Raw genomic sequence first — 24793 nt, 5'->3', positions numbered from 1 at the left:
GGGGCTCACAGCGGGCGGGCGCCCGCCAGGAGTTCGAAGGTGCGGCGCTGCACGTCGGCCGGGTAGTTGTCCGCGAAGGCCGTGCTGTTCAGTTCGTCCTCGCGGACGCAGTCGAAGACGACGGTCGGCCCGGTGCCGGACCCCCGTTCCTTCTCGTGGTAGCAGACCATCAGGTGCATGATCGCGGTGTCGGGCAGGACGTGGATGCCGTCGGTGGGGTGTGAGCGGGTCGCGAAACCCCACAGCACGTCACGGACGTCCGTCGGGTCGATGTCGCTGTCCAGGACCATGATCCGGGTGACCCACCAGCCGCCGTGCGGGAAGGCGTCGACGGCCTCGCCGACTGCCCGGCACAGCTCCTGCGACGACGTGAACGACGTCCGCTCGCGCCAGTCCGGGTCGACGGTGACGGCCAGCACGTGCACGGCGGTCTCCGGGATCATCCAGGCGGCGGCCACCGGGATGCCGGCCTCGCGCAGGTAGTGGGTCCAGCGGGCCGAGTGGGTCAGGCCGATCAGGGTGTGGTCCTCGTCCACCGGCTTGCCCGCGCACACCACCGGCATGACGGGGTCGTCGCGGTGGGTGACCGCGGTGACGTGGTAGGCGGGCAGCGACCAGCTCCCCTCGGGAACGTAGCCGGCGAACTCCCCCATCGGTCCCTCCGGCAGCAGTTCGTCGTGGTCGATGTACCCCTCGACGACGATCTCGGCGGTGGCGGGCACTTCGAGGTCGACGGTCTTGCACCGTACGACCTCGACCGGCTCGCCGAAGTAGGCGCCCAGGTACGCCGCTTCGTCGACGTGCTCGGGCAGCGACATGGTCGACACCAGCGGAACGGCCGGCTCGGCGCCCAGGACCAGCGCGAAGGGCGTCCGCTCGCCGCGTGCCCGCCACATGTCGTCGATGACGCCGATGTGCTGCGGCGAGCCGGTGAAGGCGACGATGCGGCGCGCGTCGTGCAGCATGGCGCGCGCGATGCCCCAGTTGGTCCACTTGCGGTCCGGGCTGCGCAGTACGAACGTGCCGACGGTGTTGGCGTACCGGCCGCCGTCGCCCTGGTGGAGCAGCGGGAACGGCAGCTGGGTGAGGTCGATGTCGGAGCCGAGCAGGACGTTCTCCTGGCACGGGCCGGAGTCCAGGACGACGGGCGGTACGGGCGGTGCCGACTGCGCGGCGACCAGGCCGTCCATCAGCTTCCGCGGCGGCGTGTCCGGGTCGAGGCCCAGTGACAGCGCGAGTCGCGCGTAGGGCGCTCCCGGCCGGCTGCTCAGCGCGGCGGGCGCGGCGAGCACCCGGAAGCCGGGGCGGCAGCCGCGGATGCGGGAGAGCAGCTGGGCCGGGGCCTGGTGCTCGGTGGCGTAGCGGGCTATCGCGCCGATCTCCAGTACGGGGTCCACCTCGTCGTCGATCACGCGCAGGTCGTCGAGTTCGGCCAGGGCGTCCAGGTAGTCACGGAGGCTGGTGAGGTGCTTCATGGGCGGCTGCTCATCCTTTGCGGGTGGGGGCGGGACAGGGCAGGGCGGAGCGGGGGCGGCAGGAACGGGGGTGGTCAGGTGAACGGAGGTGGTCAGGGACGGCCGGGGGCGGGCGCCGGTGCCGCGCGGTGCCCCTCCGCGGCGCGGGCCTGCTGACGGGCCGCGTACATCCCGCTCCAGCGGTACGCCTTGGGCGTGTCGATGCCGAACTGGTCGAGCACCCGGGTCACCGTGTGTTCCACGATGTCGTCGACCGTGGCCGGGTGCTGGTAGAAGGCGGGCACCGGCGGCAGCATCACCGCGCCCATCCGGGCCAGCGTGAGCATGTTGTCCAGGTGGATCTCGCTCAGCGGCGCCTCCCGCGGCACCAGCACCAGCTTGCGGCGCTCCTTGAGGGTGACGTCGGCGGCGCGGGCGATCAGACCGTCGGCGTAGCCCATGCGGATCGCCGCCAGCGTCTTCATGCTGCACGGGGCGATCACCATGCCGTCCACCCGGAACGAGCCGGAGGAGATCGCCGCGCCCTGGTCCTCCGGGCTGTGGACGACATCGGCGAGTGCGCCGACCTCGCGCACGCTCATCGAGGTCTCCCACTCGATGGTGCTGCGCGCCCATCGGCTGATCACCAGGTGGGTCTCCACGCCGCCGTGCGCGCGCAGCTGCTCCAGCAGCCGTACGCCGAGCACGGCGCCCGTCGCCCCCGTGATGCCGACCACGAGCCGCGCCGGTGCGGCGCTGCCGCCGCCGATCATGTCTGTCCTGTCCGCGGTGTCTGCCATGTGTCCCTCATGTCGTCCGTGTACGGGTGCTGCCGTGTCGTGCGGGTGCCGGGACGGCCCCGAGGGGCGGGGCCGTCCCGGCGTGCCGTGCGGTGTCACCGCAGGTGTTCGGTGAGCCACTGGTGGACGGCGAGCGCGGTCGTCTCCGCGTGCTCGTCGAGCATCGAGAAGTGGTCCCCCGTCACCTCCACGCGGGCGTGCGCCGGCTGCCAGGCGGGCCTGCGGCCGTCTCCGAGCAGCTGGTCCACGGGGGTCCGGGCGGCCACGAAGAGGGCCGGTGTCGTCACCGGTTCCGGGCGCCAGCCGTCGAACAGCTCCGCGTACCAGGCCATCGCGGTGAGCTGGTCGCCGTCCAGCGGCAGTTGGGGGAACCGGTCGAGCAGCAGACGCGATATCCCGGCCATCCGGTGGCACAGGGACTCGCCGGTCGGGTCCGCTCCGCCGGTCGAGCCGGGCGAGTCGAGCAGGACCAGTGCGGCCGGCGGGGCTCCCGCCGCCTCCAGGCGCCGTACGACCTCGTGGGCCGGCCAGGCGCCGGAGGAGTACGCCGCGAGGGCGAACGGCCGTCCGGCGAACCGCCGGAGCAGGGCGTCGGCCTGTACCGCCGCCGCGTCCGCCGGTGTCTGCGGCAGCGCGTCACCGGTCCCGTAGCCGGGCTGCCCGGCGGTCCACACCTCGCGCCGGCCGCGGAGCGCGGCGGCGAACTTGACGTACTGGTAGGGGCCCGTGGGGGCGATGAGGGACGGCAGGCAGACCAGCGCGGGCCGCTCCGCGCCGTCCGCCAGCCGCAGGATCTCCGGCTCGTGGCCGGCCCCGGCGGAGGTGAACCGCGGCCGGAGCCGGGCCGCCGCGGTCAGCAGTTCGCTGCCCTGCCGGAGGCTGCCGCCGCGCGACGCGGCCTGGAAGAGGGCGCTGACGGAATGCGCCGCGGAAGCGGCTTCCGGGGCGGCGGGCGCCGGTTCGGCGGACACGGGTGTGGCGGGCACGGGCGCGGTGGCCGCGTCGTCCACGTCGTCCACATCGCCCGCGTCGCCCGCGTCCTTCGCTGCCGCTTCCGGCCGCAGCCCGGCGACCAGCGCGTCCACGCGGTCGGCCGAGGCGGTGAGGAAGTGGGCGCACAGCTGGTCCAGGGACTCGGCGTCGAACAGCAGCGTGGAGGAGACCTCGCCGAGGTCCGCACGGAGTGCGTTGGTCAGTTGCAGGACGAGGATCGAGTCCATGCCGTACGTGCTGAGCGGCTGGGCGGCGTCGATGCGCTCCGCGGGCACCCCGAGGGTTTCGGCGGCCTTGTCGCGGAGGTAGGCGGTCAGCGTCGCGGCCCGGTCGGCCGGGGCCGGGGCGGGGGCCGGTGCGGCGGGGAGGGACGGTTCCGTACGGACGGGCTCCGTACGGACATGCTCCCTACGGACGGGTTCCGTACGAGCGGGCTCCGTACGGACAAGCTCGGACTCGGGCACTGCCGGGCCCGCCGTACGAGCCGCCTCCGTCACCTCTGTCACCGGGGTCACCGGGGTCACCGGGGTCACCGGCCGACGCTCTCCCCCAACCACCCGCTGCCGGGCGACCCCGTCGCTCTCCGCGGCGATGATCTGCTGCCCCAGCTCCCGGGCCTGCGGCAGGACGAAGACGACCTCCGGGAAGCCCTCGCTGTGCAGCACGTCGCGCCAGCTCTCGGGCGACAGCGCGGGCGAGCCGGGGATGCGCAGCGGTGCGTCCTCGAACAGCCACCAGCCTTCCAGCAGGCCGAACGTGAGGTGGCTGAAGACGTCGAACGCCACCAGTTCGTTCAGCAGGAGCCAGCCGCCGTCGCGCAGGGCGGCCTTGGCGTTGCGCAGGGTGTTGCGGGTGTCGCGGGTGGCGTGCAGCACGTTGGCGGCGACGACCAGGTCGTAGCTGCCGGCTTCGATGCCCTGGCCGGCCAGGGGCTGTTCGGCGTCGAAGCGGGTGCAGGAGAGGTAGGGCGCGTCGGGTCCGTACGCGGTCCGCGCGTGGTTCAGGAACGCCTTGGACAGGTCGGTGTAGGTGTACGTCTCGATGTGGTCCCGGTACGGACGCAGCGCGGCGAACAGGCCCACGCTCGTACCGCCGGTGCCCGCGCCGATCTCCAGGATGCGCAGGCGCGCCCCCGGGTCCTGGCGCAGCCGCTGCGTGACGATGTCCACGGCGGCACCGGCCAGTGCGCGGTTGTAGGTGTCGGCGACCCGGTTGTCGCGGTAGCAGCCCTCGACCAGTTCGACGGAGCCGCGCGGGAAGAGGATGTCCGTGGGGCGGGTCCGGCCGGTCAGGATGTCGGGCAGGGCCCGCAGGGTGGCGTCGACCAGCTCCAGTTCGGCTTTCTTGTCGGGGTCGGCGGACCAGGCGGCGCGGCGGTCGTCCCACTCGCGGAAGAGCGTGGCGAGCGGCGGGGCGGTGTCGGGCAGGACGCGCAGGGCGTGTTCGAGCCAGGTCGTGTAGCGGTCGTGGAGGCCGGCCCGGCGACCGATCCGGCGGGCGTCGTCGCGGGTGTTCTCGCCGGGGGCCGGGGTGCCCGGGCCGACGGCGCCGAGCGCTTCCAGGTGACCGCGGAGCATCCGGGCGAGCAGCGGGTCGCGTGCGGTGCGACGCCAGTCCGCCACCGCGCGCAGGTTCGCGGCATCACCCGTGAGGTCGTCCGCGGCGCCGAGGGTCACGCGGGCCGCCGGGGACCGTCCGTAGACCGTGGTGCGGATGCCGGGATCGACGGCCTCCAAGGCGTCGGGCCGGGTCAGCTTAGTGAAGCTGATCTGCGGCTGCGGGCCGCCGAGGAGGGTGCCGAGCGCGTCCATGGCCTCGGGCGGTTCGATCGAGGCGAAGCCCCAGGCGGTCATGCGCCGCCGGTGGTAGTCGGAGGAGGCGCTGCCCAGGCTGCCCCACCAGCCCCAGTTCATCACCTTGACCGGGCAGGTCCAGTGCCGGGACAGCTGGTGGGCGTAGGCGTCGGCGAAGGTGCAGCCGGCCGCGTAATTGCCCTGTCCCGCGGCGGTCGTGAAGGACTGGACCGAGGAGAAGAACACCGCGAAGTCCAGGGGTTCGCCGTCGAACACCTCGGCCATGGCCGCGCTCACGCCGACCTTGGCGGCCAGGCTCGTCCGCAGGGCGGTCTCGTCCATCTTGGCGAAGCTCTGGTCGCGCAGGACGAGGGCCGCCTGCACGACACCGTGGATGTGCGGGTGGCGGGCCTTGATCTCGGCGTGCGCGCGGCGCAGTGCCACGGGGTCGGCGGCGTCGGCGGAGAGGTAGCGGACGTCGCCACGGCCGCTGACGGTACGCAGTTTGGCGTCCACCGACGCGTCGTGCGGGCTGCGGCCGATCCATATGACGTGGGCGCCGTACCGTTCGACCAGGTGCCGGGTCCACGCGGTGCCCACGCCGCCGGCGCCGCCGATCACGACGTACACGCCGCCTTCGCGGTACGGGACGGCCGGTACGGGGCCGGTGTCGCACGGGGTCCAGCGGCGGACGAGCCACTGGCCCGCGCGCCGTGCCCAGGTGTCGCCCTGGGAGTGGGCCGGGAGCGCCGTGACGGCGGCGAGCCAGGTGTCCGGCGTCTCCTCCGGGGTGCCGGCGGGTTCGTCGAGGTCGACACGCCGGACGGTCCAGTTGGTGTACTCGCGGCCGAGCGAGCCGAACAGGCCGTGCAGGCCCGCGTGGGCCGGACGGATGTCCTCGGCCGCGTGGGTGGCCAGGCCGCGCCGGGTGACGAGGGTGACGCCGAGCGGGCGGGCGTCGTGATCCGTACGGATCAGGGCCTTGATCATGCGGAAGGCCGCGACGACGCCGTCCTCCTGGGCGGCCGCGACGGCGGCCGCGTCGGTGAGTGCGGGCGCGGCCCCGGGGGCCAGCCACAGCAGATGGTCCACGGGCCCGGCGGCGGCGAGGAACGAGGTGACCTCGTCGAGCGGCGCGGACGGGGCCAGGGGCCAGGCCGTGGCGCGCGGGTGCCGGACGGCGACCGCGGCGCGCTCGGCGGCCGTACCGCCGACGACCAGGACCCGGTCGGTGCGGGACGGGACGGCCGCTGCCTCACCGCCGTCCGTCTCCGTGCCCGGCAGCGGTTCCCACACGGGCGCGAACAGGGACGGCAGCGGCTCCTTCACCCGGCGCGAGGTGTAGCCGGTCATCCGGACGCACACCGCCCCGTCGGTGCCGAGCAGATCGATGTCGAGCTTGCTGAGGGCGCTGGCCGCGCCGTCGTCGGCGACGCGGACGACGGCCCACATGGAGTCCGCGCAGGGCGCGAAGAGTTCCAGCCGCTCCAGCGCGAACGGCACCACCGTTTCGCGGGACGCCTCTCCCCCGGCCAGTTGCAGGGCGATCGACGCCTGTACGGCCGAGTCCATCAGCGCCGGGTGCAGGACGTACGGCGTGGCGGGCCGGTCGGCGGCGTCGGGCACGTGCAGCTCGGCGAGGACCACGCCGTCACCCGCGTACGCCGCGCGGACCGCGCGCAGGGACGGGCCGTGGGTGATGCCCATCGCCACCAGCGCCGCGCTGATGCGCTCGGGCGTCACCGGCGTCGGGCACTGCGCGCGGAGCGCCGCGAGGTCGGTACGGGGCGGGCGCGGTGTGTCGGAGCGGCTGACGCGTCCTTCGGAGCAGACGGCGGGGTCGGCGGTCCCGGAGGTGACGCGGAAGGAGACGGTGTGCTCGTCCACCGGGGTGACGAGGACCGCGGCCTCGGTGGGCGTACCGTCGGCGACGAGCGGCTGGACCCAGGTGATGTCCCGGATGCGCAGCGGGGTCGTGGCGTCGGCGCCGAGTACGTGCCGGGCCGTCTCGCGGGCCATCTCCAGGTGGGCGACGCCCGGCAGGACCCGCCGGCCGCCGACCTGATGGTCGCGGAGGATCGATTCCTCGCCGGTCAGGACCGTTACGGTGCGCACCGCGCCGGCAGCGCCGGACGACGGCGCGCCGTCCGTCGCGGAACCCGGAGCGGGCTCGGCGGACCGTGCAGCGGCAGGCCGCGCCGGCGCGGGCCGGAACGCTTCCGCCCGGGCGGGCGGGGTGTCCGTCGCCCAGTGGCTCTCCTTGGCGAACGGGTACGTCGGCAGCGGCACGCGCAGGTAGGCGCCGGGTGTGAACAGCGCGCCGGGGTCGAGGTCGTGGCCCCGTACATAGCGCTCGGCGAGGGACTTCAGACCGGCCAGAACCTCCGCGTCCGTACGGCCGCCCGATGCTCCCTCGGTGCTGCCGCCGAGACCTGCCGCGCCGCCACCGGAAGCACCCGGGCCTCCGGTGAACGCGTGCGGCCCGTCGAGTCCTTCGTCCAGGACCCGCACCAGTTCGTCACGGTCCTGTACGACGCAGGCGAAGCGGTGCGCGAAGTGCTCCCGGCCGACGACGAGCGTGTGGGCGAGGTCGCCGCAGTCCGTCGACGGCTCGCGGCGGCAGTGCGCCGCCAGGCGCGTCAGCTGTTCGGCCAGCTGGTCGCGGGAGTGCGCGGACAGCACGACGAGGTGGCCCGGGGTCCGCGGGCGGGGCCGGGAGCGCGGTACCGGCGGTGCTTCCTCGACGAGGACGTGGGCGTTGGTGCCGCTGGCCCCGAAGGAGCTGACCGCGCCGAGGCGCGGGACGCCGGGCAGCGCCTGCCACGCGTGGGTGCGGGTGCTGAGGTAGAAGGGGCTGCCGTCGAGCGGGACGGCCTCGTTCGCCTTCTCGAAGTGCAGCGAGGCGGGGATCTGCCGGTGCCGCAGCGCGAGCAGGATCTTCAGTACGCCGGCCACGCCCGCCGCGAACTGGGTGTGCCCGAGGTTGGTCTTGAGCGAACCGAGCGCGCAGTATCCGGTCTTGTCGGTGCTCGCCCGGAACGCCCGGGTCAGCGCGCCGAACTCGATCGGGTCGCCGAGCTTGGTGCCGGTGCCGTGCGCCTCGACGAGCTGGATGTGCCCGGCGTCGACACCGAAACCGTCGTACACCTCGCGCAGCAGGCTCTCCTGCGAGACGGAGCTGGGGGCGGTGATGCCGTTGGTCGCACCGTCGTGGTTGGTGCCGCAGCCGCGGATCACGCCGTGCACGTGGTCACCGTCGGCGAGCGCGTCGTCGAGCCGCTTGAGGACCAGCACCCCGACGCCCTCGCCCGGCACGAAGCCGTCCGCGCGGTGGTCGAAGGTGTGGCAGCGCCCGGTCGGCGAGAGCATGTTGGCGCGCCCGGCCAGGTCGTACAGGCGCGGTGTGGACTGGACGAAGACGCCGCCCGCCAGCGCCATTTCCGTCTCACCGGACCAGAGGTCCTTGCAGGCGAGGTCGAGGGCGACGAGCGAGCTGGAGCACGACGTGTCGACGGCGACGGCAGGGCCCTTGAGGTTGAGGAAGTACGAGACCCGGCTGGGGATGAAGGAGGCGGTGTTGCCCCAGAACGCCTGGGCGGGGGCGTCGGCGCCGATCAGTTCGGCGTAGTCGCCGTTCCAGCAGCCGACGTAGACACCGCAGCGGCGCTCGCTCAGCTGCCGGCCCGCGTACCCGGCGTCCTCCAGGGCCTTCCACGACTCCTCCAGCAGGAGCCGCTGCTGCGGGTCCATGGTGGCGGCCTCGACGCCGGAGATGTTGAAGAACAGCGGGTCGAAGGCGTCGATACGGTCGAGGAAGCCGCCCCGGGTGCAGCGGCGCGCCGCGTCGGCGGGGTCGGGCCCTGACAGGTCCCAGCGGGTGGCCTCGGTGACGAGTTCGTCGCCGTCGACCAGGTGGTCCCAGAGGTCGTCCAGCGTGTCGGAGCCCGCGAAGCGTCCGCTCATGCCGACGACGGCGATGGGGGGCCGGGGGTCGGCGGACGTGGTGTGGCCGGGCCGGGGGCGGGTCCCGGTGGTGGGTACGGGGGCGGATACGGGGGCGGATACGGGGGGAGCGGCCTGCTCCGGCGTGCCGGTGAACGTGATGGTGTCGCGGTGGTCGGTCAGCAGGTGGGCGGTGAGGCGGTCGGCCGAGCTGTGGTCGTAGATGACGCTCGTCGACAGGTCCAGGCAGAGCGCTTCGTTGAGTTCGTGGACGAGGCGGACTCCGAGGATGGAGTCGACGCCGTAGTCGGCGAAGGCGAGCGCGCCGTCGATCTCGTCCTCGCCCATGGCGAGGGCCCGCGCCAGCTTCTCCCGCACCACGCGGGCGACCCGCTCGTCCAAGGGCTCCGAGGATTCCGGGAACCCCGAGGCCTCAGCGATCACCGGCTCGATGGCCTGCGGCGGCGCGACGGGCGGGCCGCTCTGCGCGGCCTCCTCGCGCACCGGGTCGAGATCCCCGATCCAGTAACGGTCCCGCGTGAAGGGATACGTCGGCAGCGCGACCCGCCGGGGTGTGTCCGGCCCGTGCAGTACGCGCCAGTCGAGCGGTACCCCACCGGTCCAGAGCGCGGCCAGCCGGTCCAGCTTCCCGGCCCGTACCCAGCGTTCGACGAGCAGTTCCTGAAGGTCGTCGTCGGCAGCCAGCTCCGCGAAGGCGCCCTGTGCAGCCCCGGCAGTGCCCCGGTGGACGCCCGGCACCGCGTCCGCGCCGTCGAGGTGGGCGAGCAGGGCGCTGCGCAGGTCCTGTGCCGAGGCCGCGACCACCGCGAGACGTTCGGTCATGGCCTCGCGACCCGTCTGGAGGGTGAAGGCGAGGGCGGCCGGGTCGGTGTCCGTACCGCTGTCGCTGCCGAGGTGGGCCGCCAGGCGTTCGGCGGAGCGGCGCAGGTGCTCGGGGGTACGGGCCGACAGCACGAAGAGCTGGTCGCGGCCGGCCGCCGTGCTCGGCGCGGGACCGGCGTCGAACTCCTCCAGGATGACGTGGGCGTTCGAGCCGCCCGCGCCGAACGAGGAGACCGCCGCGATCCGCGAGCCCCCGGGCGTCTCCCACGGTGTCAGCTCGCGCTGTACGAAGAACGGCGTCTTCCCGAAGGCGATGTTCGGGTTGGGCTCCTCGGCGTGCAGGCTCGGGACGAGCTGCCGGTGCTGGAGCTGGAGCACGGCCTTGGTGAGCCCGGCGATGCCCGCCGCGGCCTCCAGGTGGCCGATCGCCGATTTCACCGAGCCGATCGCGCAGAACTGCCGGTCCGCCGTGTCCTGTTCGAAGGCGCTGGTCAGGCCCTTGATCTCGATCGGGTCGCCGAGTTCCGTACCGGTGCCGTGCGCCTCGACGTAGCTCACGTCACGCGCCGCGACGCCGGCGCGCGCCAGGGCGTCGCGCAGCAGTTCCGCCTGGGCCCGGGGGTTGGGCACCGTGTAGCCGTTGGACCGTCCGCCGTGGTTGATGCTGGTGCCCCGGACGACCGCGCGGATGTGGTCGCCGTCGGCGAGGGCGCGCGAGAGCGGCTTGAGCAGGACGCAGCCGACGCCTTCGCCCGGGACGAATCCGTCGCCGCCGCTGCCGAAGCTGCGGCAGCGGGCGTCCGTGGACAGCATCGTGGAGCGGCAGAGTTCGACGTAGTCCAGCGGGTGGAGGTACAGGTTCACCCCACCGGCGACGGCCATCTCGCAGGCGCCCCGGTAGAGGTGCTCGCACGCCTCGTGGACCGCGGTGAGCGACGCCGAGCACATGGTGTCGATGGTCAGGCTCGGCCCGCACAGGTCCAGGACGTACGACGTACGGGCGCTGAGCGAGGCGAAGGACAGCGCGGGGACGACGGTCTCCCCCGAGGGGAGGCGCCCGGCACCGTGCCGCCCGTGGCCGGTCTTGGTGACTCCGGCGAACACGCCGACGCGCTTGCCGTGCCGGCGCGCGATCTCCTCGCGGGAGTATCCGGCGTCCTCGAACACCTGCCACGCCGCCTGGAGGAACAGCCGCTCCTGCGGGTCCATGGCGTAGGCGTCCCGCGGCGCGATCCGGAAGTGCAGCGGGTCGAACGCGGCGAAGTCGTCCAGGAAGCCGCCCCACTTGCTGTAGCTGCGTCCGGTGGCGACGGCCTTCTCGCGGTCCGGTTCGAAGAAGCCGTCCAGCGGCCAGCGGTCGGCCGGTATCTCGCCGACGCAGTCCCGTCCGGCCTTCAGGTTCTCCCAGAACGCGGCGGGGTCGGCGGCCTGCGGGTAGCGGCCGCTCACACCGATGATCGCGATGGGTTCGCGGTCAGCGGGGGCGGTGGAAGCGGACGCGGGGGCGGCGTACGGCGCGGATCCACGGCCCGCCACCCTACCGGCGGACGGCGCCGGGGCGGCCGTCGCCGGTTCACCGGCCCAGGCGCGGGCCGTCTCCGGGTGCTCGGCCGCCAGGTGCCCGGCGATCGCCCGCAGGGTCGGGAACTCGTAGAAGAGCGTCGTCGGTATGTCCGCGAACACGGCGGCCAGCTCCTTGTTCAACTGGACGATCAGGATCGAGTCGAGGCCCATCGCGCCCAGTTCCCCGTCGGCGTCCACGGCCCGCGCGGGGAGTTTGGTGACGCGGGCGAAGAGCGCGACCAGCAGGCGCAGGGTTTCGCGGGCAAGGCGCCCGTCCACCGGGGCCGCTGCCGATGGGGCCCGTACCGGCGCCTGTGCGGCGGCGGTACGGCCCGACGCCTCCGGCACCCGTGCCGTGTCACCGTGGTACACCCACACCTGTTCCGCTCCCAGCCGCCAGGCGCCGGTGAGCGCCGCGAGCCCGTCGGCCGTCTCCATGGGCGCCAGGCCGCGGCTGCGCCACAACTGGGCGAGTGTGCCCGCGTCGACGGTCATCCCGCCGTCCTTCCACAGCGGCCAGGCGACCGACAGGGTGCGGCCGGCCCGCTCCCCCACCGCGACCCGCGCGTCGCGGAGCGCGGCGAAGGCGTCGAGGAAGGCGTTGGCCGTGGCGTAGTCCGCCTGGCCGGGGTTGCCGGTGACCGCGGCGCCCGAGGAGAAGGTGAGGAAGAAGTCGAGCGGGTCGTGCCGGGTGGCCCGGTCGAGGTGGACCAGGCCGTCGGTCTTCGGCGCGAGCACCTCCTCCCAGTCCTCGGACGTCTTGCCGGTGAGCGAGGCGTCGCGCAGGACGCCGGCGGCGTGCACGACGCCGGAGATCTCACCGGCGTGCTCCCGGACCCGGACGAGGAGGTGGCGTACCTCTTCCCAGCGCGAGACGTCCGCGCACTCGTAGCGGGCGACGGCGCCGGCGGTGCGCAGTTCGCCCAGGAGCGCTTCGACACGGGCGTCCTGCGGCGACCTGCCGACGAGGACGAGCACCGGGCGTTCGACGTCCCGCGCGATACGGCGGGCCACGGCCGCGCCGATACCGCCCGCGCCGCCCGTGATCAGGTATCCGCCGCCCGCGCGCCACGGCAGGTCCGCGGCGTCCGCCGGGGGCGTCGCCGCGTGCCAGGTCCGTACGGAGCGCTCGGCGCCCTCGTGGCGGACCAGGTCGGCTTCCGTGTCCCGGGCGTCCTCCACGACGGCGGCCGCCACGGCGTCGTCCGTACGGGCACCCTGGAAGGCGATCAACTGGGATGTCAAAGAGGCACATTCGAGTGACGCGGTGCGGAGCAGCCCGGCGAGAGCCAGGTTGACCGCCTCGTCACCGTCCGCCGGTGTCACGACCTGGACGAGGGTGGTACTGCCGCCGGGCGCGCCGGCGACCACGTCCCGGACCAGCTCGAAGACCTGCTGTGACACGTCCCTGAAGCGGCTGTCCAAGCGCTGCTTGGCCGACTCGACGGTCAGGCAGCGCACACCGGGCACGCTCCGCTCGACCGCTCCGCGCGCGGAGGTGAGCGCGCCGCACAGGATCACGACGCGGTGGTCGGCGGTGCTACCGGGGACGGTGCTCGGCGGCACGGGTCGCGGAGTCCACCGCGGTGTCAGGAGTGTCGTACCGATCTCGGGGCTGCCGTTGGCTGCGCTTCCGGATGCGTCCTCGGCACGCGTGCCAGGGATCCAGTAACGCCCGCGGGCGAACGGGTACGTGGGCAGATGGGCCCGCTTCGGTACGCGTGACCCGTACAGCGCGCGCCAGTCGACGGCCGCGCCCCCGGTCCAGCGCGCCAGTATCTGACTGCGTGCCGTCTCGTCCTCCGGCCGTTCGCCGTCCGTGACGAAGGCGCGCAGTTTGCCGATGAGTTCCTCGCGTGAGCGGACCACCCAGCCCACCCGCTCGGCCATCGCCTGGCGGCCCGCCTGAAGGGTCCAGGCGACCGAGCGGAGGGCGGCCGGTTCGGGGCCTTCGAGGTACGCGAGGAGGTTTCCCGCCGCCTCGGTCAGCTGCTGCGGCGTCCGTGCCGAGAGGGGCACGATCACATCGGTGGTGTCGGTGGCGTCCACTGTCTCGCTGGCCTCCGGGGCCTCGGTTCCGGCATCGTCCTGCACGTATTCCTCCACCACGACATGGCAGTTGGCGCCGCCGAAGCCGAAGCTGCTCACGCCCGCGCGCCGGGGCGCGGGCCGGCCGTCCGCGGTGCGCGGGCGCGGCCACGGTTCGTTCTCGCGCACGATCCGGAACGGGCCGCCGTCGAGTTCGATGTACGGGTTGATCTCGCGGCAGTGCAGCGTCGCCGGGAGGACGCCGTGCCGCATCGCGAGGACGGCCTTCAGGAGCCCCGCGATGCCGGCGGCCGCCTCCAGGTGGCCGATGTTGGTCTTGACCGACCCGAGTCCGCAGGCGGCCCGGCCGGTGGCGCCGAGCCGGCGGAACGCGGTGTGCAGGGCCCGTACCTCGACGGGGTCGCCCAGTGCGGTGCCCGTGCCGTGGGCCTCGATGTAGCCGACCGTGTCGGGGTCGGTGCCGCGCATCGCCGTGGTGACCAGTTCGGCCTGGGCGTCGGCGTTCGGCGCGGTCAGCGAGTTGGCCCGGCCGCCGTGGTTCTCCGCGCTGCCGCGCAGCACCGCGAGGATCGCGTCCCCGTCGCGTTCGGCCGCGGCCAGCGGCTTGAGCACCACGGCACCGACGCCTTCGCCGCGCACATACCCGTCCGCGTCGCTCGCGAAGGTCTTGCACCGGCCGTCCGGGCTGAGCATCCCGGCGCGGTGCGCGCTGACGAACGTGTCGACGCTGAGCAGCAGGTTGACCCCGCCGGCCACGGCCGCCTCGCACGCGCCCGACCGGATGGCCTCGACGGCCCGGTGGACGGCGACCAGCGAGCTGGAGCAGGCGGTGTCGACCGGTTCGCTGGGGCCGCGCAGGTCCAGTACGTACGAGATGCGATTGGCGAGCATCGAGTGCGCGTTGCCGGTCGAGGTGAACGCGTCCGGCTCCACCCCGTACGTCGTGAGCAGCGTCGCGTAGTCGGTACCCGAGACACCGAGGAACAGGCCGGTGTTCCGGGGCAGGTCGGCGGGCGTGTACGCGCTGTCCTCCAGCGCGCTCCAGACCGTTTCCAGGGCGAGGCGGTGCTGCGGGTCCATCAGCTCCGCCTCGCGCGGGTAGACGCGGAAGAACTCCGCGTCGAAGGCGTCCACGTCGTCCAGGACACCGGCGTGCCGGGGGAAGTCGGCGGCCTCGGCGACACGCCGGTACGCCGCGTCGTAGCGGTCCAGGGGGAAGGCGGTGACCGAGTCCCGGCCCGCGACGAGGTTGGCCCAGTAGGTGTCCAGGTCGGGCGCGCCGGGGAAGCGGCCCGCGGCGCCGATGACGGCGATGGGCTGCGGGAAGTCCGCGGGCGAGGCGGGGGCGGGAGCCGGTGCGGTACGCACGGGAGCCGTCGGCTCAGGGGTGACGCTGGCCGCCGCCGGGGCGGCCCCCTCCGCCGCGCTCCCCGACCGCTCGTACGCGGCCCGCACCGGCTCCCCGTGCTCCGTGACGAGGTGCCGGGCCAGCGCATCGAAGGTGTTCACGTCGAAGAACGCGGCGGGCGTCACCTCGGCGCCGAACCGCTCCCCGATGAGCCGGGAGAAGGTGACGAAGGAGATCGAGTCGAAGCCGAAGGCGTCGAAGCCGGTGTAGGGGTCGAGTTCGGCGGGCTCGTACTTGAGGATGCCGGACGCCAGGGTCCGCAGCTCGGCGACGGCGAACGCGGTGAGGCCGTCGCCGGGGGCCTCGGGTTCCGTACGCGGAACACGCTGCCGCTCGCGCGGTTCATGCGGCACGACGTCGGGTACGCCGTCGTCGTCGCACCTGACCCCCACGCACTCCGCGCGCACCTCGCCGCTGCCGTCCAGCAGCCGGACCGTGCCCTCGAACGGCCGGTCACCGGCGGACGAAGGATTCGGCGCGAGGACGACGTGTGCCACCTCGCCGTCGCCCGCCGCGCCGAGGACGCGCACTTCCGCGATCCGGTGCGGCCGTGTCTCCCGCCAGTGCGGCAGGCCGCGGTGCTTCGCGTCGAGCCGCAGGCCCTGGGTGACGGCAGCGAGGACGTGCGGGGCGATAGTGACGTTGCGCCGTACGGTGTCGCGCCGCAGTTCCGGCAGGGTGACGTCCAGGACGAGCCGTCCGTCGGACAGCCAGTACGCGCCCGTGACCCCGGAGAGCAGCGCCGGGTGGACGAGCCCGCCCTCGGCGAACTCCGCCCGCACCTCGTCGGCACCGAGCGCACGGACCGCACTGTCACGCAGACCGGCCGGCGACGCGTCGCGCTCGGAGCGCCGGGCCGGCGGGCCCGCCTCGTGCGCGTCGTACGCCTCGAAGGCGGCGACGAGCGTACGGGCGCCCGACGTGTCCTGCGCGAACACCGCGCCGGTCGCCGCGCCTTCGCCCACGGGCTCGATCACCGTGGTGACCAGCCGCTCGGTGGTGTCCCAGGCGACCGGGGCGGGCAGCCGCAGGGCGCGTACCACGGGGTCGGCCGTGAAGCCGGAGACTTTCGCCGCGGCGAGCGCCAGGTCGAGGGCGAAGGTGGGGACGACCCGCGGTTCCTTGTCCCGCTGGTAGCCGTAGTCGCCGAGGTCGTCCAGGTGCACGTCGAGGCCGTACCGCAGGCCGTCGAGGTCGGACTCGTTGCGGCCGAGGAACGGGTGGAGCTTGTCGCGCAGGGCGAGCGGCGCGAGGACGGTCGGCGCGCCGTCCTCCTGCGGCACCCAGCACCGCACCCGCTCGAACGGGTAGGCGGGCAGCGGGACGCGCCGTAACCTGCGTGTTCCGGTCAGCCGGGCCCAGTCGACGCTCTTGCCGCCGGTCCAGGTCACGGCCAGCTCGCGGGCCTCCGCGGCGCGCGGATCGTCGCTCGCCAGGGCGGCGTCCAGGTCGCCTTCTCCCGCGAGCCGGCGTTCGACGGCCCGCAGGGCTTCTTGGACGTCCTTGGCGAAGAAGGCCCAGCGGCGCGGCAGTTCGTTCTTGCCGACGCGCAGGGTGTGGGCGACAGCAGGCAGCTCGGCCGGGTCGGCCTGCTCCAGGTACGTGCGGAAGCGGTCGAGGGATGCCTCCAGCGCTGTGTCGGTCATCGCGGAGAAGACGAAGAGTTCGTCGCGGCCGTCGGTGGTGGCGTACGGGCGCGCGGCGGTGTCCGGGACGTATTCCTCGATGATGATGTGCGAGTTCATGCCGCCCGCGCCGATGGAGGTGAGCCCGGCGCGCCGCGGGTGGACGACAGTGCGTCCGCCGTCCTCGGTGACCGCCGGTTCCCACGGGGCGAGTTCGCGCTGCACGCGGAAGGGCGTGCCGGAGAAGTCGATGTCGGGGTTGAGTTCCGCGCTGTGCAGCGACGGGACGAGGGTGCGCTTGTCCAGCTGGAGGAGCACCTTCGCCAGGCCGACCATGCCGGCCGCGTGCAGCAGATGCCCCATGTTGGACTTGACCGAGCCGAGGGCGCAGAACCCGGAATCCGCCGTGTGTTCGCGGAAGGCGGTGGTCAGCGCCTTGACCTCGATGGGGTCGCCGAGCGACGTGCCCGAGCCGTGCCCTTCGACGTAGCTGACCGTACGGGCGTCGATCCCCGCGTCCTGGACCGCCTTGCCGATCGCGCGGGCCTGGGCGTGCGGGCTGGGGACGGTGAAGCCGTTGCGGGCGCCCGCGTTGGACAGGGCGGTGCCCTTAATGACGCCGTACACGTGGTCGCCGTCGCGTTCGGCCTCGGCGAGCGGTTTGAGGACGACGGCGCCGACGCCCTCGCCGAGGATCGTGCCGTCCGCGCCGAGCCCGAAGCTGCGGATCACGTCGGAGGTGGCCGTGGTGAAGTGCTCGTGCGAGGAGGTGACGAGGTTGTAGGGGTGCAGGAGCAGGTTGACGCCGCCGGCCACCGCCATCCGGCACTCGCCGGCGCGCAGCATCTGGACGGCCTGGTGCACACAGGTGGACGAGCCGGAGCACATCGTGTCGAGGAAGATCGACGGGCCGGTGAACCCGTAGAAGTACGACAGCATGTTGGGCAGCGTCCCGGTGTAGCTGCCGCTGGCGGGTGAGCCGCGCAGCAGGCTGTTCTGGAAGCCGTGCAGCCCGTAGTGGTTGCTCATGGCGCCGACGAGCACGCCCACGTCGCCGTCGTACTGCCGCCGGAGGGTCTCGCGGGAGTACCCCGCGTCCTCCAGGGCCTCCACGCCCGTCTGGAGGAAGAGGCGCACCTCCGGGGACATCAGCTCCGCGTCGCGCTTGGAGATACGGAAGTAGCGCGGGTCGAACCGGTCGATGCCGCGGAGGAACGTGCCGGTGCGGATGGCGCTCTTGCCGGGGACGCCGCGGTCGGGGCTGTAGATCGCGTCGTGGTCCCAGCGGTCGCGCGGGACCTCTTCGAAGGTGTGGCGGCCTTCTTCGAGGAGCGTCCACAGCTCGTCGAGCGTGTCCGCGCCGGGGTAGGTGCCCGAGATGCCGATGACGGCGATGTCGTGGCGGTCGTCGCGGTCGTCGCGGTCCTGGCGGTCGTCGCGGTCGGGTACAGCGGGCCGAGTGATGCCGGTACGGGCCGGTGCGGTACGGGCTGGAGCAGTACGGGCGAACCGTGCGCGCGGGGCGGGCGGTTCACCGGCCGATGCCGCCTGCGCCTCGCCGCCGTCCTCCGGCCCGTCCGCCGCGCCCAGCACGGCCGTCAGCTTGTCGCGGTGCGTCCCGGCGAAGTACTCGGCGACCCCTTCGATCGTGAGGTACTCGAAGAAGATCGTTTTCGGCAGCTGTCCGAAGAGCGCTTCGAGGCGCGCGGTCATCTCCAGGATGCTGAGCGAGTCGATCCCGTACTCGACGAGGTTGACCGTCGCGTCCATCGCGGCCGGGTCGTGGTGCAGCACGTCGGCCAGGTGGTGTTTGAGCAGGTCGGCCGTGCGCTCCAGCAATTCCGCGTCATCCAGCCCGGCCACGGGCGCGGACTGACCGGACGCACCGGACGTGCCCGGTGCCGCTCCGGCGGCGGGCAGGCGCCGCTCCAGGACGACGGTGGCATCCGCCCCGAAGGCCACGACGACATGGGTGGGGGCGTCGTCGTCCAGGACGCGCCCCAGGACCCGCAGGCCCTCCTCGGTCGGCAGGGGCTCCCAGCCGCGTTCCGCCCGCATCGTCGCGCGCGTCACGGCGTCGGCCGTCATGCCGCCGTCGGCCCACAGGGGCCAGCTCACGGCGGCGGTGCGGCCGGAGCGTTCCCCGACGCCGACGAGGGCCTGCCGGTGCTGCGCGAAGGCGTCCAGGAAGGCGTTGGCCGCGGCGTAGTCGGCCTGCCCGGCGTTGCCGTACACGCCCGCCACGGAGGAGAAGACGACGAAGAAGTCGAGCGCGAGGTCGCGGGTCGCGGCGTCGAGGTGCAGCGCGCCGCGTACCTTGGGGGCCGTCACCAGGGGAAGGTCGGCGGCGTCCTTGTGCAGCAGATAGGCGTCGCGCAGGATGCCCGCGGCGTGCACGACGCCGTCGAGCCGGCCGTGCTCGCCGGTGATGGCGCGGACGGCGCGCTCCACGTCGTCCTTACGGGTGACGTCGGCGGCCAGGTAGTGCGCCTCGGCACCGGCTTCGCGGAGCGCGGCGAGGGTGGCGTCGCCCGCTTCCGCGAGCTCCGTCCTGCCGCTCAGCACGACGGTGACACCGGGGCACCGCGCGAAGTACCGCACCAGGTGCAGCCCGAGCCCGCCGAAGCCGCCCGTGACCCAGTAGACGCCGCCTTCCTTCAGCGGCGGCACACGCGGCCCGTCGCCGAGCGCGACGTCCACGGGCCGCCACTCCTGGCGGGTGGCGGAACCCTCCTCGGGGCGCCGGAGTTCGCAGGCGTCGTACGGGTCCGCGCCTTCCTCGGCGAGGAGGCGGGCGATCCGCTCGGGCGTGGCGGTGTCGAGTCCGGCGACGCGTACCAGCCGTCCGCCGACGAGCGGGTTCTCCAGGGCGGCGGTCCGGAAGAGGCCGGTGAGCGGCGCGTGGAAGTGCCGGGGCACCCGGTCGTCCACGAGGACGACGAAGCGGTGGGGCCGGTCGGGTCTGGCGCCGAGCACGTCCCGCAGCCGTCCGGTGAGAAGCCCGAGTACGGCGTCCACGCCGTCGGCCACCCGGTCGGCGGTGACGGCGGGCAGTGCGGTCACGGGGCTTCCGGCGGCGGTCGCGACCGCGGCGGCGTGGCTGGCGGCCCGTCCCGCGAGGAAACCGTGCACCGCGGTGGTGCCGGGCGCGTCCGTGGTGCTGCCCGGCCCGTCCGTGGCGGACGGCCCGTCCGTGGCGGACGGCGCGTCCGTGGCGGGCAGCGCGTCCGTGGCGGGCGGCGCGTCCACCCAGCGGCAGGTGCCCGCGACGACACGCGGCGCCGCGTCACCGGCGGCCGGGGCGCCGGCCTGTGCGGATGCGCCGTCAGCCGGTGCGGAGCGCTGCACCAGTCCCCGCAGGCTGGCACCGACGACGCCCTCGCCGTCGCAGAGATCGATGTCGAAGGTGTCGCCGCCGCCGCTGTCGGCGCTGCGCCGTACCCAGGCCCAGGTGCCGGAGCCGCAGGGCCGGTGGATGTCCACCCGGTCCAGCGTGAAGGGCAGCGCCGGCCCTGCCGCCGGGCCCGGCGCGGTGTGCGCCATCAGGACCAGCGTGGCCTGGAGCGCCGCGTCCAGCACGCTGGGCGGCAGGACGTGTCCGGTGCCCTCCTCGCCGGAGCGCGGCTGTTCGATCCGGACGAGGAGTTCCGTGCCGCCCAGCCGGAGTTCGCTCATGCCGCGCATCCCGGGGCCGTACTGGAGGCCCTGCTCGCGCAGTGCGGCGTACGCGTCCGTGGGCTCGTACGGGGTGGGGCAGGCCGCGCGCAGCGCGTTCAGGTCGAGGGCCTGCGGCTCCTCGGGGGCGTCCGCCTCGGCGGTGCCCCAGCAGTGGACGACGGCCGTCGGGTCGAGCGCCGACGGGCCCGTGTACACCGTGAGCGAGACGGTGCCGTCGTCGTCCTCCCCGGGGAAGAGCCCCACCTGTACTTCGGCAGGGGCGTCTCCCACGACCAGCGGGCGCAGCCACGCGATGTCGCGCAGGCGGACGGCCGGGCTCCGGCCGTCGCCGTGGCCCACAGCCGCCGCCACCGCGGCACGCAGCATCTCCACGTACGCGGCGGCGGGCAGCACGCGTGCGCCGCGTACCTGGTGGGAGGCGAGGAAGGGCTCGTCGCCCGTGAAGGCCGAGGTGTAGCGCTGCTCGGAGAGGCTGGAGGTGTTGCGGTGGAGGAGCGGGTGCAGCGCCGTGCGCGGGTCCGGCGCGGCATCCTCCGAGGGGGCGCGGAACCAGTGGCGTTCGCGGGCGAACGGGTAGACGGGCAGCCGTACGCGTCGCGGGCGGGCATGCTCGTCCTGCGTGGCGGACTTCGCGGCCCAGTCCTCTTCGGGGCCGCCCTCGGCCCAGCGCGTCGCGGTCTCCAGGAGCCCGGCCGCGTCCTCGGCCGCCGTCCCGGCGCCGGTGTGCGCCGCGGAGTCCGCGAGCGTGCCGTCCAGGAAGGCGTCGAGGGACGCGGCCAGTTCGGCGCGGTCGCCCACGACGAACGCGACGCGTGCGGCCATCGGTTCCCGGCCGGTCTGCAAGGTGTACGCGATGTCGGCGAGCCGCTGTGCGGGCCGCAGCGCGGCGGTGGGGCCGTTCTCGTCCTCCGACGCGCGCAAGTGGCCGAGAAGGGCGCGGGCGACGGCGCGCAGCCGGTCGGGGGTCTTCGCGGAGAGCGGTACGAGGTGCGGGCCGCCGGGTTCGTCGGCCGGCGCGTCGTCGGCCGCGGGCAGGTGCTCCTCCAGCACCACGTGCGCGTTGGTGCCGCCGAAGCCGAAGGAGCTGACGCCCGCGCGACGCGGCGCCGCGCCACCGTCGGGACCGGGCGGCGGCGCGTCCCAGTGCTGGGTGTCGCGCACGATGCGGAACGGGCTGCCGTCGAGCTTGACCAGCTTGTTCTGCCGCGTGAAGTTGACCGTCGCGGGCAGTGTCCGGCAGGCGAGGGCTCCGATCACCTTGATCATCCCGGCGACGCCCGCGGCGCCTTCGAGGTGCCCGATGTTGGTCTTGACCGACCCGATGCCGCAGCTCTCCGGCCGCGGTTCGGTGCCGTGCGCGGCGTGCAGGGCGCGGAACGCCCGCTTGAGCGCGACCACTTCGATCGGGTCGCCGACCGGGGTGCCCGGCCCGTGCGCCTCGATGTACGTCACCGAGTCGGGGCGGATGCCGGCGCTCGTGTAGAGCCCTTCGACGAGGTCCGCCTGCGCGGCCGGGTTGGTGACGGTCAGGGAGCTGGTCCGCCCGCCGTGGTTGGTGGCGATGCCCTTGATCACGGCGTGCACCTGGTCGCCGTCGGCCAGCGCCTGTGCGAGGGGCTTCAGCACGAGGACCGCGCCGCCCTCGCCCCGTACGTACCCGTCGGCGTCCTGGTCGAAGGCGCGCGAGCGGCCGGTGCGCGAGAGCATGCTCGCCTGGCTGAAGGCGATGAAGTGCTTCGGCGACCAGATCAGGTTGACGCCGCCGGCCAGGGCGAGGCCGCACTCGCCGTTGCGCAGCGCGGAGACCGCTTCGTAGACCGAGACCAGCGAGCTGGAGCACGCGGTGTCGTTGGTGATGCTCGGGCCCTGGAGGTCGAAGAAGTACGACACGCGGTTGGCGATGACGGAATACGCCGTACCGGTGGGGAAGTACACGTCGGTGGGCGACTTTTCGCGCTCCATGAGTTCCGCGTAGTCGGCGTGGCAGACACCCATGAAGACACCGGTCCGGGTGCCCGCGAAGGCGCTCGCCCGGTATCCGGCGTCCTCGATCGCCTGCCAGGAGAGTTCCAGCGCGAACCGCTGCTGCGGGTCCATGCTCTCGGCTTCCCGCGGCGAGATGCCGAAGAACGACGCGTCGAAGCGGTCGGCGTGCTCGATGAAGCCGCCCCAGACGCTGCTCGTGCGGTCGGTGCCGCTCTTCGGCTCGCCGAAATAGCGCTCCTTCGACCAGCGTTCGGGCGGTACCTCGGATATCAGCGACCGGCCCTCGACGAGATGGCCGAACAGCTCGGGCAGATTCTCGGAGCCGGGAAAGCGGAGGGCGAGACCGATGACCGCCACGTCGTCCGGGTGCGGGGACTGCGGATCGCTCATCGGGTGCCTCCGGCGCTCAGCCGCGCCCGGCGGTGGTCCACGGTCGTACGCAACGTCAGTCCGGCTTCGGATGGGGTACCCATATACCTTTCCCGGTCGAGGACGAACTGCTGGTGGAGGACCGCGGTCGAGAGCAGGTAGACGAACGCCTGGTCCTCTTTGGTGCTGATCTGCTCGTCAGGGGTGGTCATGATCTTGTTGACAAGTTTTCTCGCGAAGACGGGATCGACCCAGTCGAACTTGGCCAGCTCCGCGTCGGAGAGCAGCAGATCGAGATAGTCGGGGCGCTGCTTCTTGAACACGGCGGCACCCGGTGCGCGATAGGGCTGTTTGGGGCGGGTCAGGCTCGATTCCGGCAGTTCGCCGCGGAACGCCTTCTTGAGAATCGCCTTCTCCTCGAATCCGTCGTCGAAGCGCAGGTTCACCGAAGCGGCCGCGCGGACGACGGCGGGGTCGAGGAACGGGCAGCGGTTCTCGACGCTGTGGGCCAGGCTCATGCGTTCCCCCTGGGTCGACAGGAGGTAGCCGGCCAGCAGCGTCTTGTATTCGAGCCACTGCGCCTTCTGCACCGGCGACAGGGCCGCGTACCCGGGGTCCGCGCGCAGCATGGCGAGGAGATCCGCGAACGGTTCGTCGCGGTCCTTCAGGAGCCGTACGGCGAATCGGCCGTTCTGGTAGCGGAGTTCGTGGGAGAAGAGCCCCGGCAGGCTTTCGGTGGAGAACTGGCGGAACAGGCCTGTGAGGTGTTTGCGGTGCGCGGGACCGAAATGCTCCAGCTCCGGGTAGAGACCCGCGAGCCTGCGCTGCCTCTCGTCCTCGTCCAGGTCGTGCCAGGAAGCGCGCAGCAGCGTCTCGCGGAACAGCGAATAGCCGAGGAACGCCTCGTCGGCCCCCTCGCCGCTGAGGACCGTCTTGATCCCGGCGTCCCGCACATGGCGCGACAGCAGGTACATCGGCACGAAAGCGGTCCGGAACGCCGGGACCTCGGCGTGGTACACCGCCGACTCGAATCCCTCGGCGATGTCCGCGCCGGTGACGGAGATGGCGGAGTGCCGCGTCCCGAGATGGCCGGCCACCACCCGCTGGCTGTCCGACTCGTCGAACGACGCCTCCTCGAACTGGACGGAGAAGGTGCGCACCTGGTGCGGCGAGAGGTCGGTGGCCAGTTTGGTGACGATGGACGAGTCGAGGCCGCCGCTGAGGTAGACGCCGACCTCGACGTCGCTGCGCAGGCGCAGCTCGACGCTGGCGCGCAGCGCCTCCCGGACGTGGGCGGCCGCCTCGGCCTCCGTACCGGTGAACGCCGGTGCGTCGACCCGCAGCTCCTCGTACGTGCGCAGGCTGCGGCGGTCCCCGCGGACGGTCAGCACGCCGCCGACCGGCAGCTGGCGGACGCCCCGGAACGGGGTGCGGTCGGGCAGCGGGGTCCACAGGGCGTAGACGGAGGCCAGCTCGCGCGGGTCGAGGGCGAACCCGAACCCGGGGAACGCGCGAAATGCCTTCATCTCCGACGCGAAGAGGAACGCGTCACCGTGGTCGGTGTAGAACAGCGGGCGCTTGCCGTACCGGTCCCGGGCGAGGACGAGGTCCCCCGAGAGCGCGTCACGGATCGCGAGGGCGAAGGCACCGTTGAAGCGCGGCAGGCAGGCCTCGCCCCACTGGATCCACGCCTGGAGCACCACTTCGGTGTCGGAGTCGGTGCGGAACGGCCGGCCGAGGCGGCGCAGTTCCTCGCGGAGTTCGATGTGGTTGTACAGTTCACCGTTGAAGCAGATCCAGTACCGTTCGTCAGGATCCGCCATGGGCTGCGCGCCGGTGGCCAGCCCGACGATCGACAGGCGTACCGCACCCATCGTGACACCGTCGTCGAGGTAGTACCCCGCCTCGTCCGGGCCGCGGTGCCGGATGTGTCCCAGCATCGAGGTGATGACCCCGGGCGCGTCGTCGGCCGGGAGCGCCGGGGCGATGAAGCCGGCTAGTCCGCACACGGTACGCCTCCTTGTCCGGCGCCCGCCCGGGCGCGTTTTTCGGCCACGCTCGCGACGAAGGCGTCGAGGTCCGCGAGCGAGACGAAGACGTTCGCGAGGAGATCGTCGTCGGAGATCCGCAGCTCGAACTCGTCCTCGATGAAGGACATGAGCTGGATGTAGCCGAAGGAGTCGATCACCCCCGCTTTGAAGAGGTCCGTCTCGGCCGTCACCTCACCGCCGAACTCGACGAGGAAGCGCTCCTCGATGAACTGCTGGATCTTCTGTGTTCTGTCCATGCC

Annotated in this window: 5 protein-coding genes; all 5 read right to left on the bottom strand. The window is 73.2% G+C overall.

Translation table 11 applies throughout. The features are described 5' to 3' along the window. Positions 1-5: 5 nt before the first annotated feature. The 5 genes from JXZ78_RS16590 to JXZ78_RS16570 all read right to left on the bottom strand — a co-directional run bounded on the left by JXZ78_RS16590 (position 6) and on the right by JXZ78_RS16570 (position 24790). Positions 6-1475, bottom strand: a complete 1470-nt coding sequence (locus JXZ78_RS16590; RefSeq protein ID WP_050502280.1) for a UbiD family decarboxylase — start codon at positions 1473-1475, stop codon at positions 6-8. 92 nt (positions 1476-1567) lie between these two features. After that, positions 1568-2254 (bottom strand): non-oxidative hydroxyarylic acid decarboxylases subunit B, encoded by a 687-nt coding sequence (locus JXZ78_RS16585; protein ID WP_275127847.1) that lies wholly within the window; start codon positions 2252-2254, stop codon positions 1568-1570. Positions 2255-2349: 95 nt separating this feature from the next. Continuing rightward, positions 2350-22524 carry an SDR family NAD(P)-dependent oxidoreductase gene (locus tag JXZ78_RS16580; protein WP_238783166.1) on the bottom strand — a complete coding sequence of 6725 codons (20175 nt, stop codon included), beginning with the start codon at positions 22522-22524 and terminating at the stop codon, positions 2350-2352. Then, positions 22521-24512 carry an asparagine synthase (glutamine-hydrolyzing) gene (asnB, locus tag JXZ78_RS16575; protein WP_030019161.1) on the bottom strand — a complete coding sequence of 664 codons (1992 nt, stop codon included), beginning with the start codon at positions 24510-24512 and terminating at the stop codon, positions 22521-22523. The genes JXZ78_RS16580 and asnB overlap by 4 nt, the downstream gene beginning before the upstream one ends. Then, positions 24500-24790, bottom strand: a complete 291-nt coding sequence (locus JXZ78_RS16570) for an acyl carrier protein (RefSeq protein WP_030019160.1) — start codon at positions 24788-24790, stop codon at positions 24500-24502. Before JXZ78_RS16570 ends, asnB begins: the two co-directional genes overlap by 13 nt. Between the last annotated feature and the right edge of the window lie 3 nt (positions 24791-24793).

Source organism: Streptomyces monomycini, from assembly GCF_022271435.1.
GTDB classification, from domain to species: Bacteria; Actinomycetota; Actinomycetes; order Streptomycetales; family Streptomycetaceae; genus Streptomyces; species Streptomyces monomycini.
Note: the sequence above shows the minus strand (reverse complement) of the source record. Positions and strands in the feature narration are given on the sequence as shown.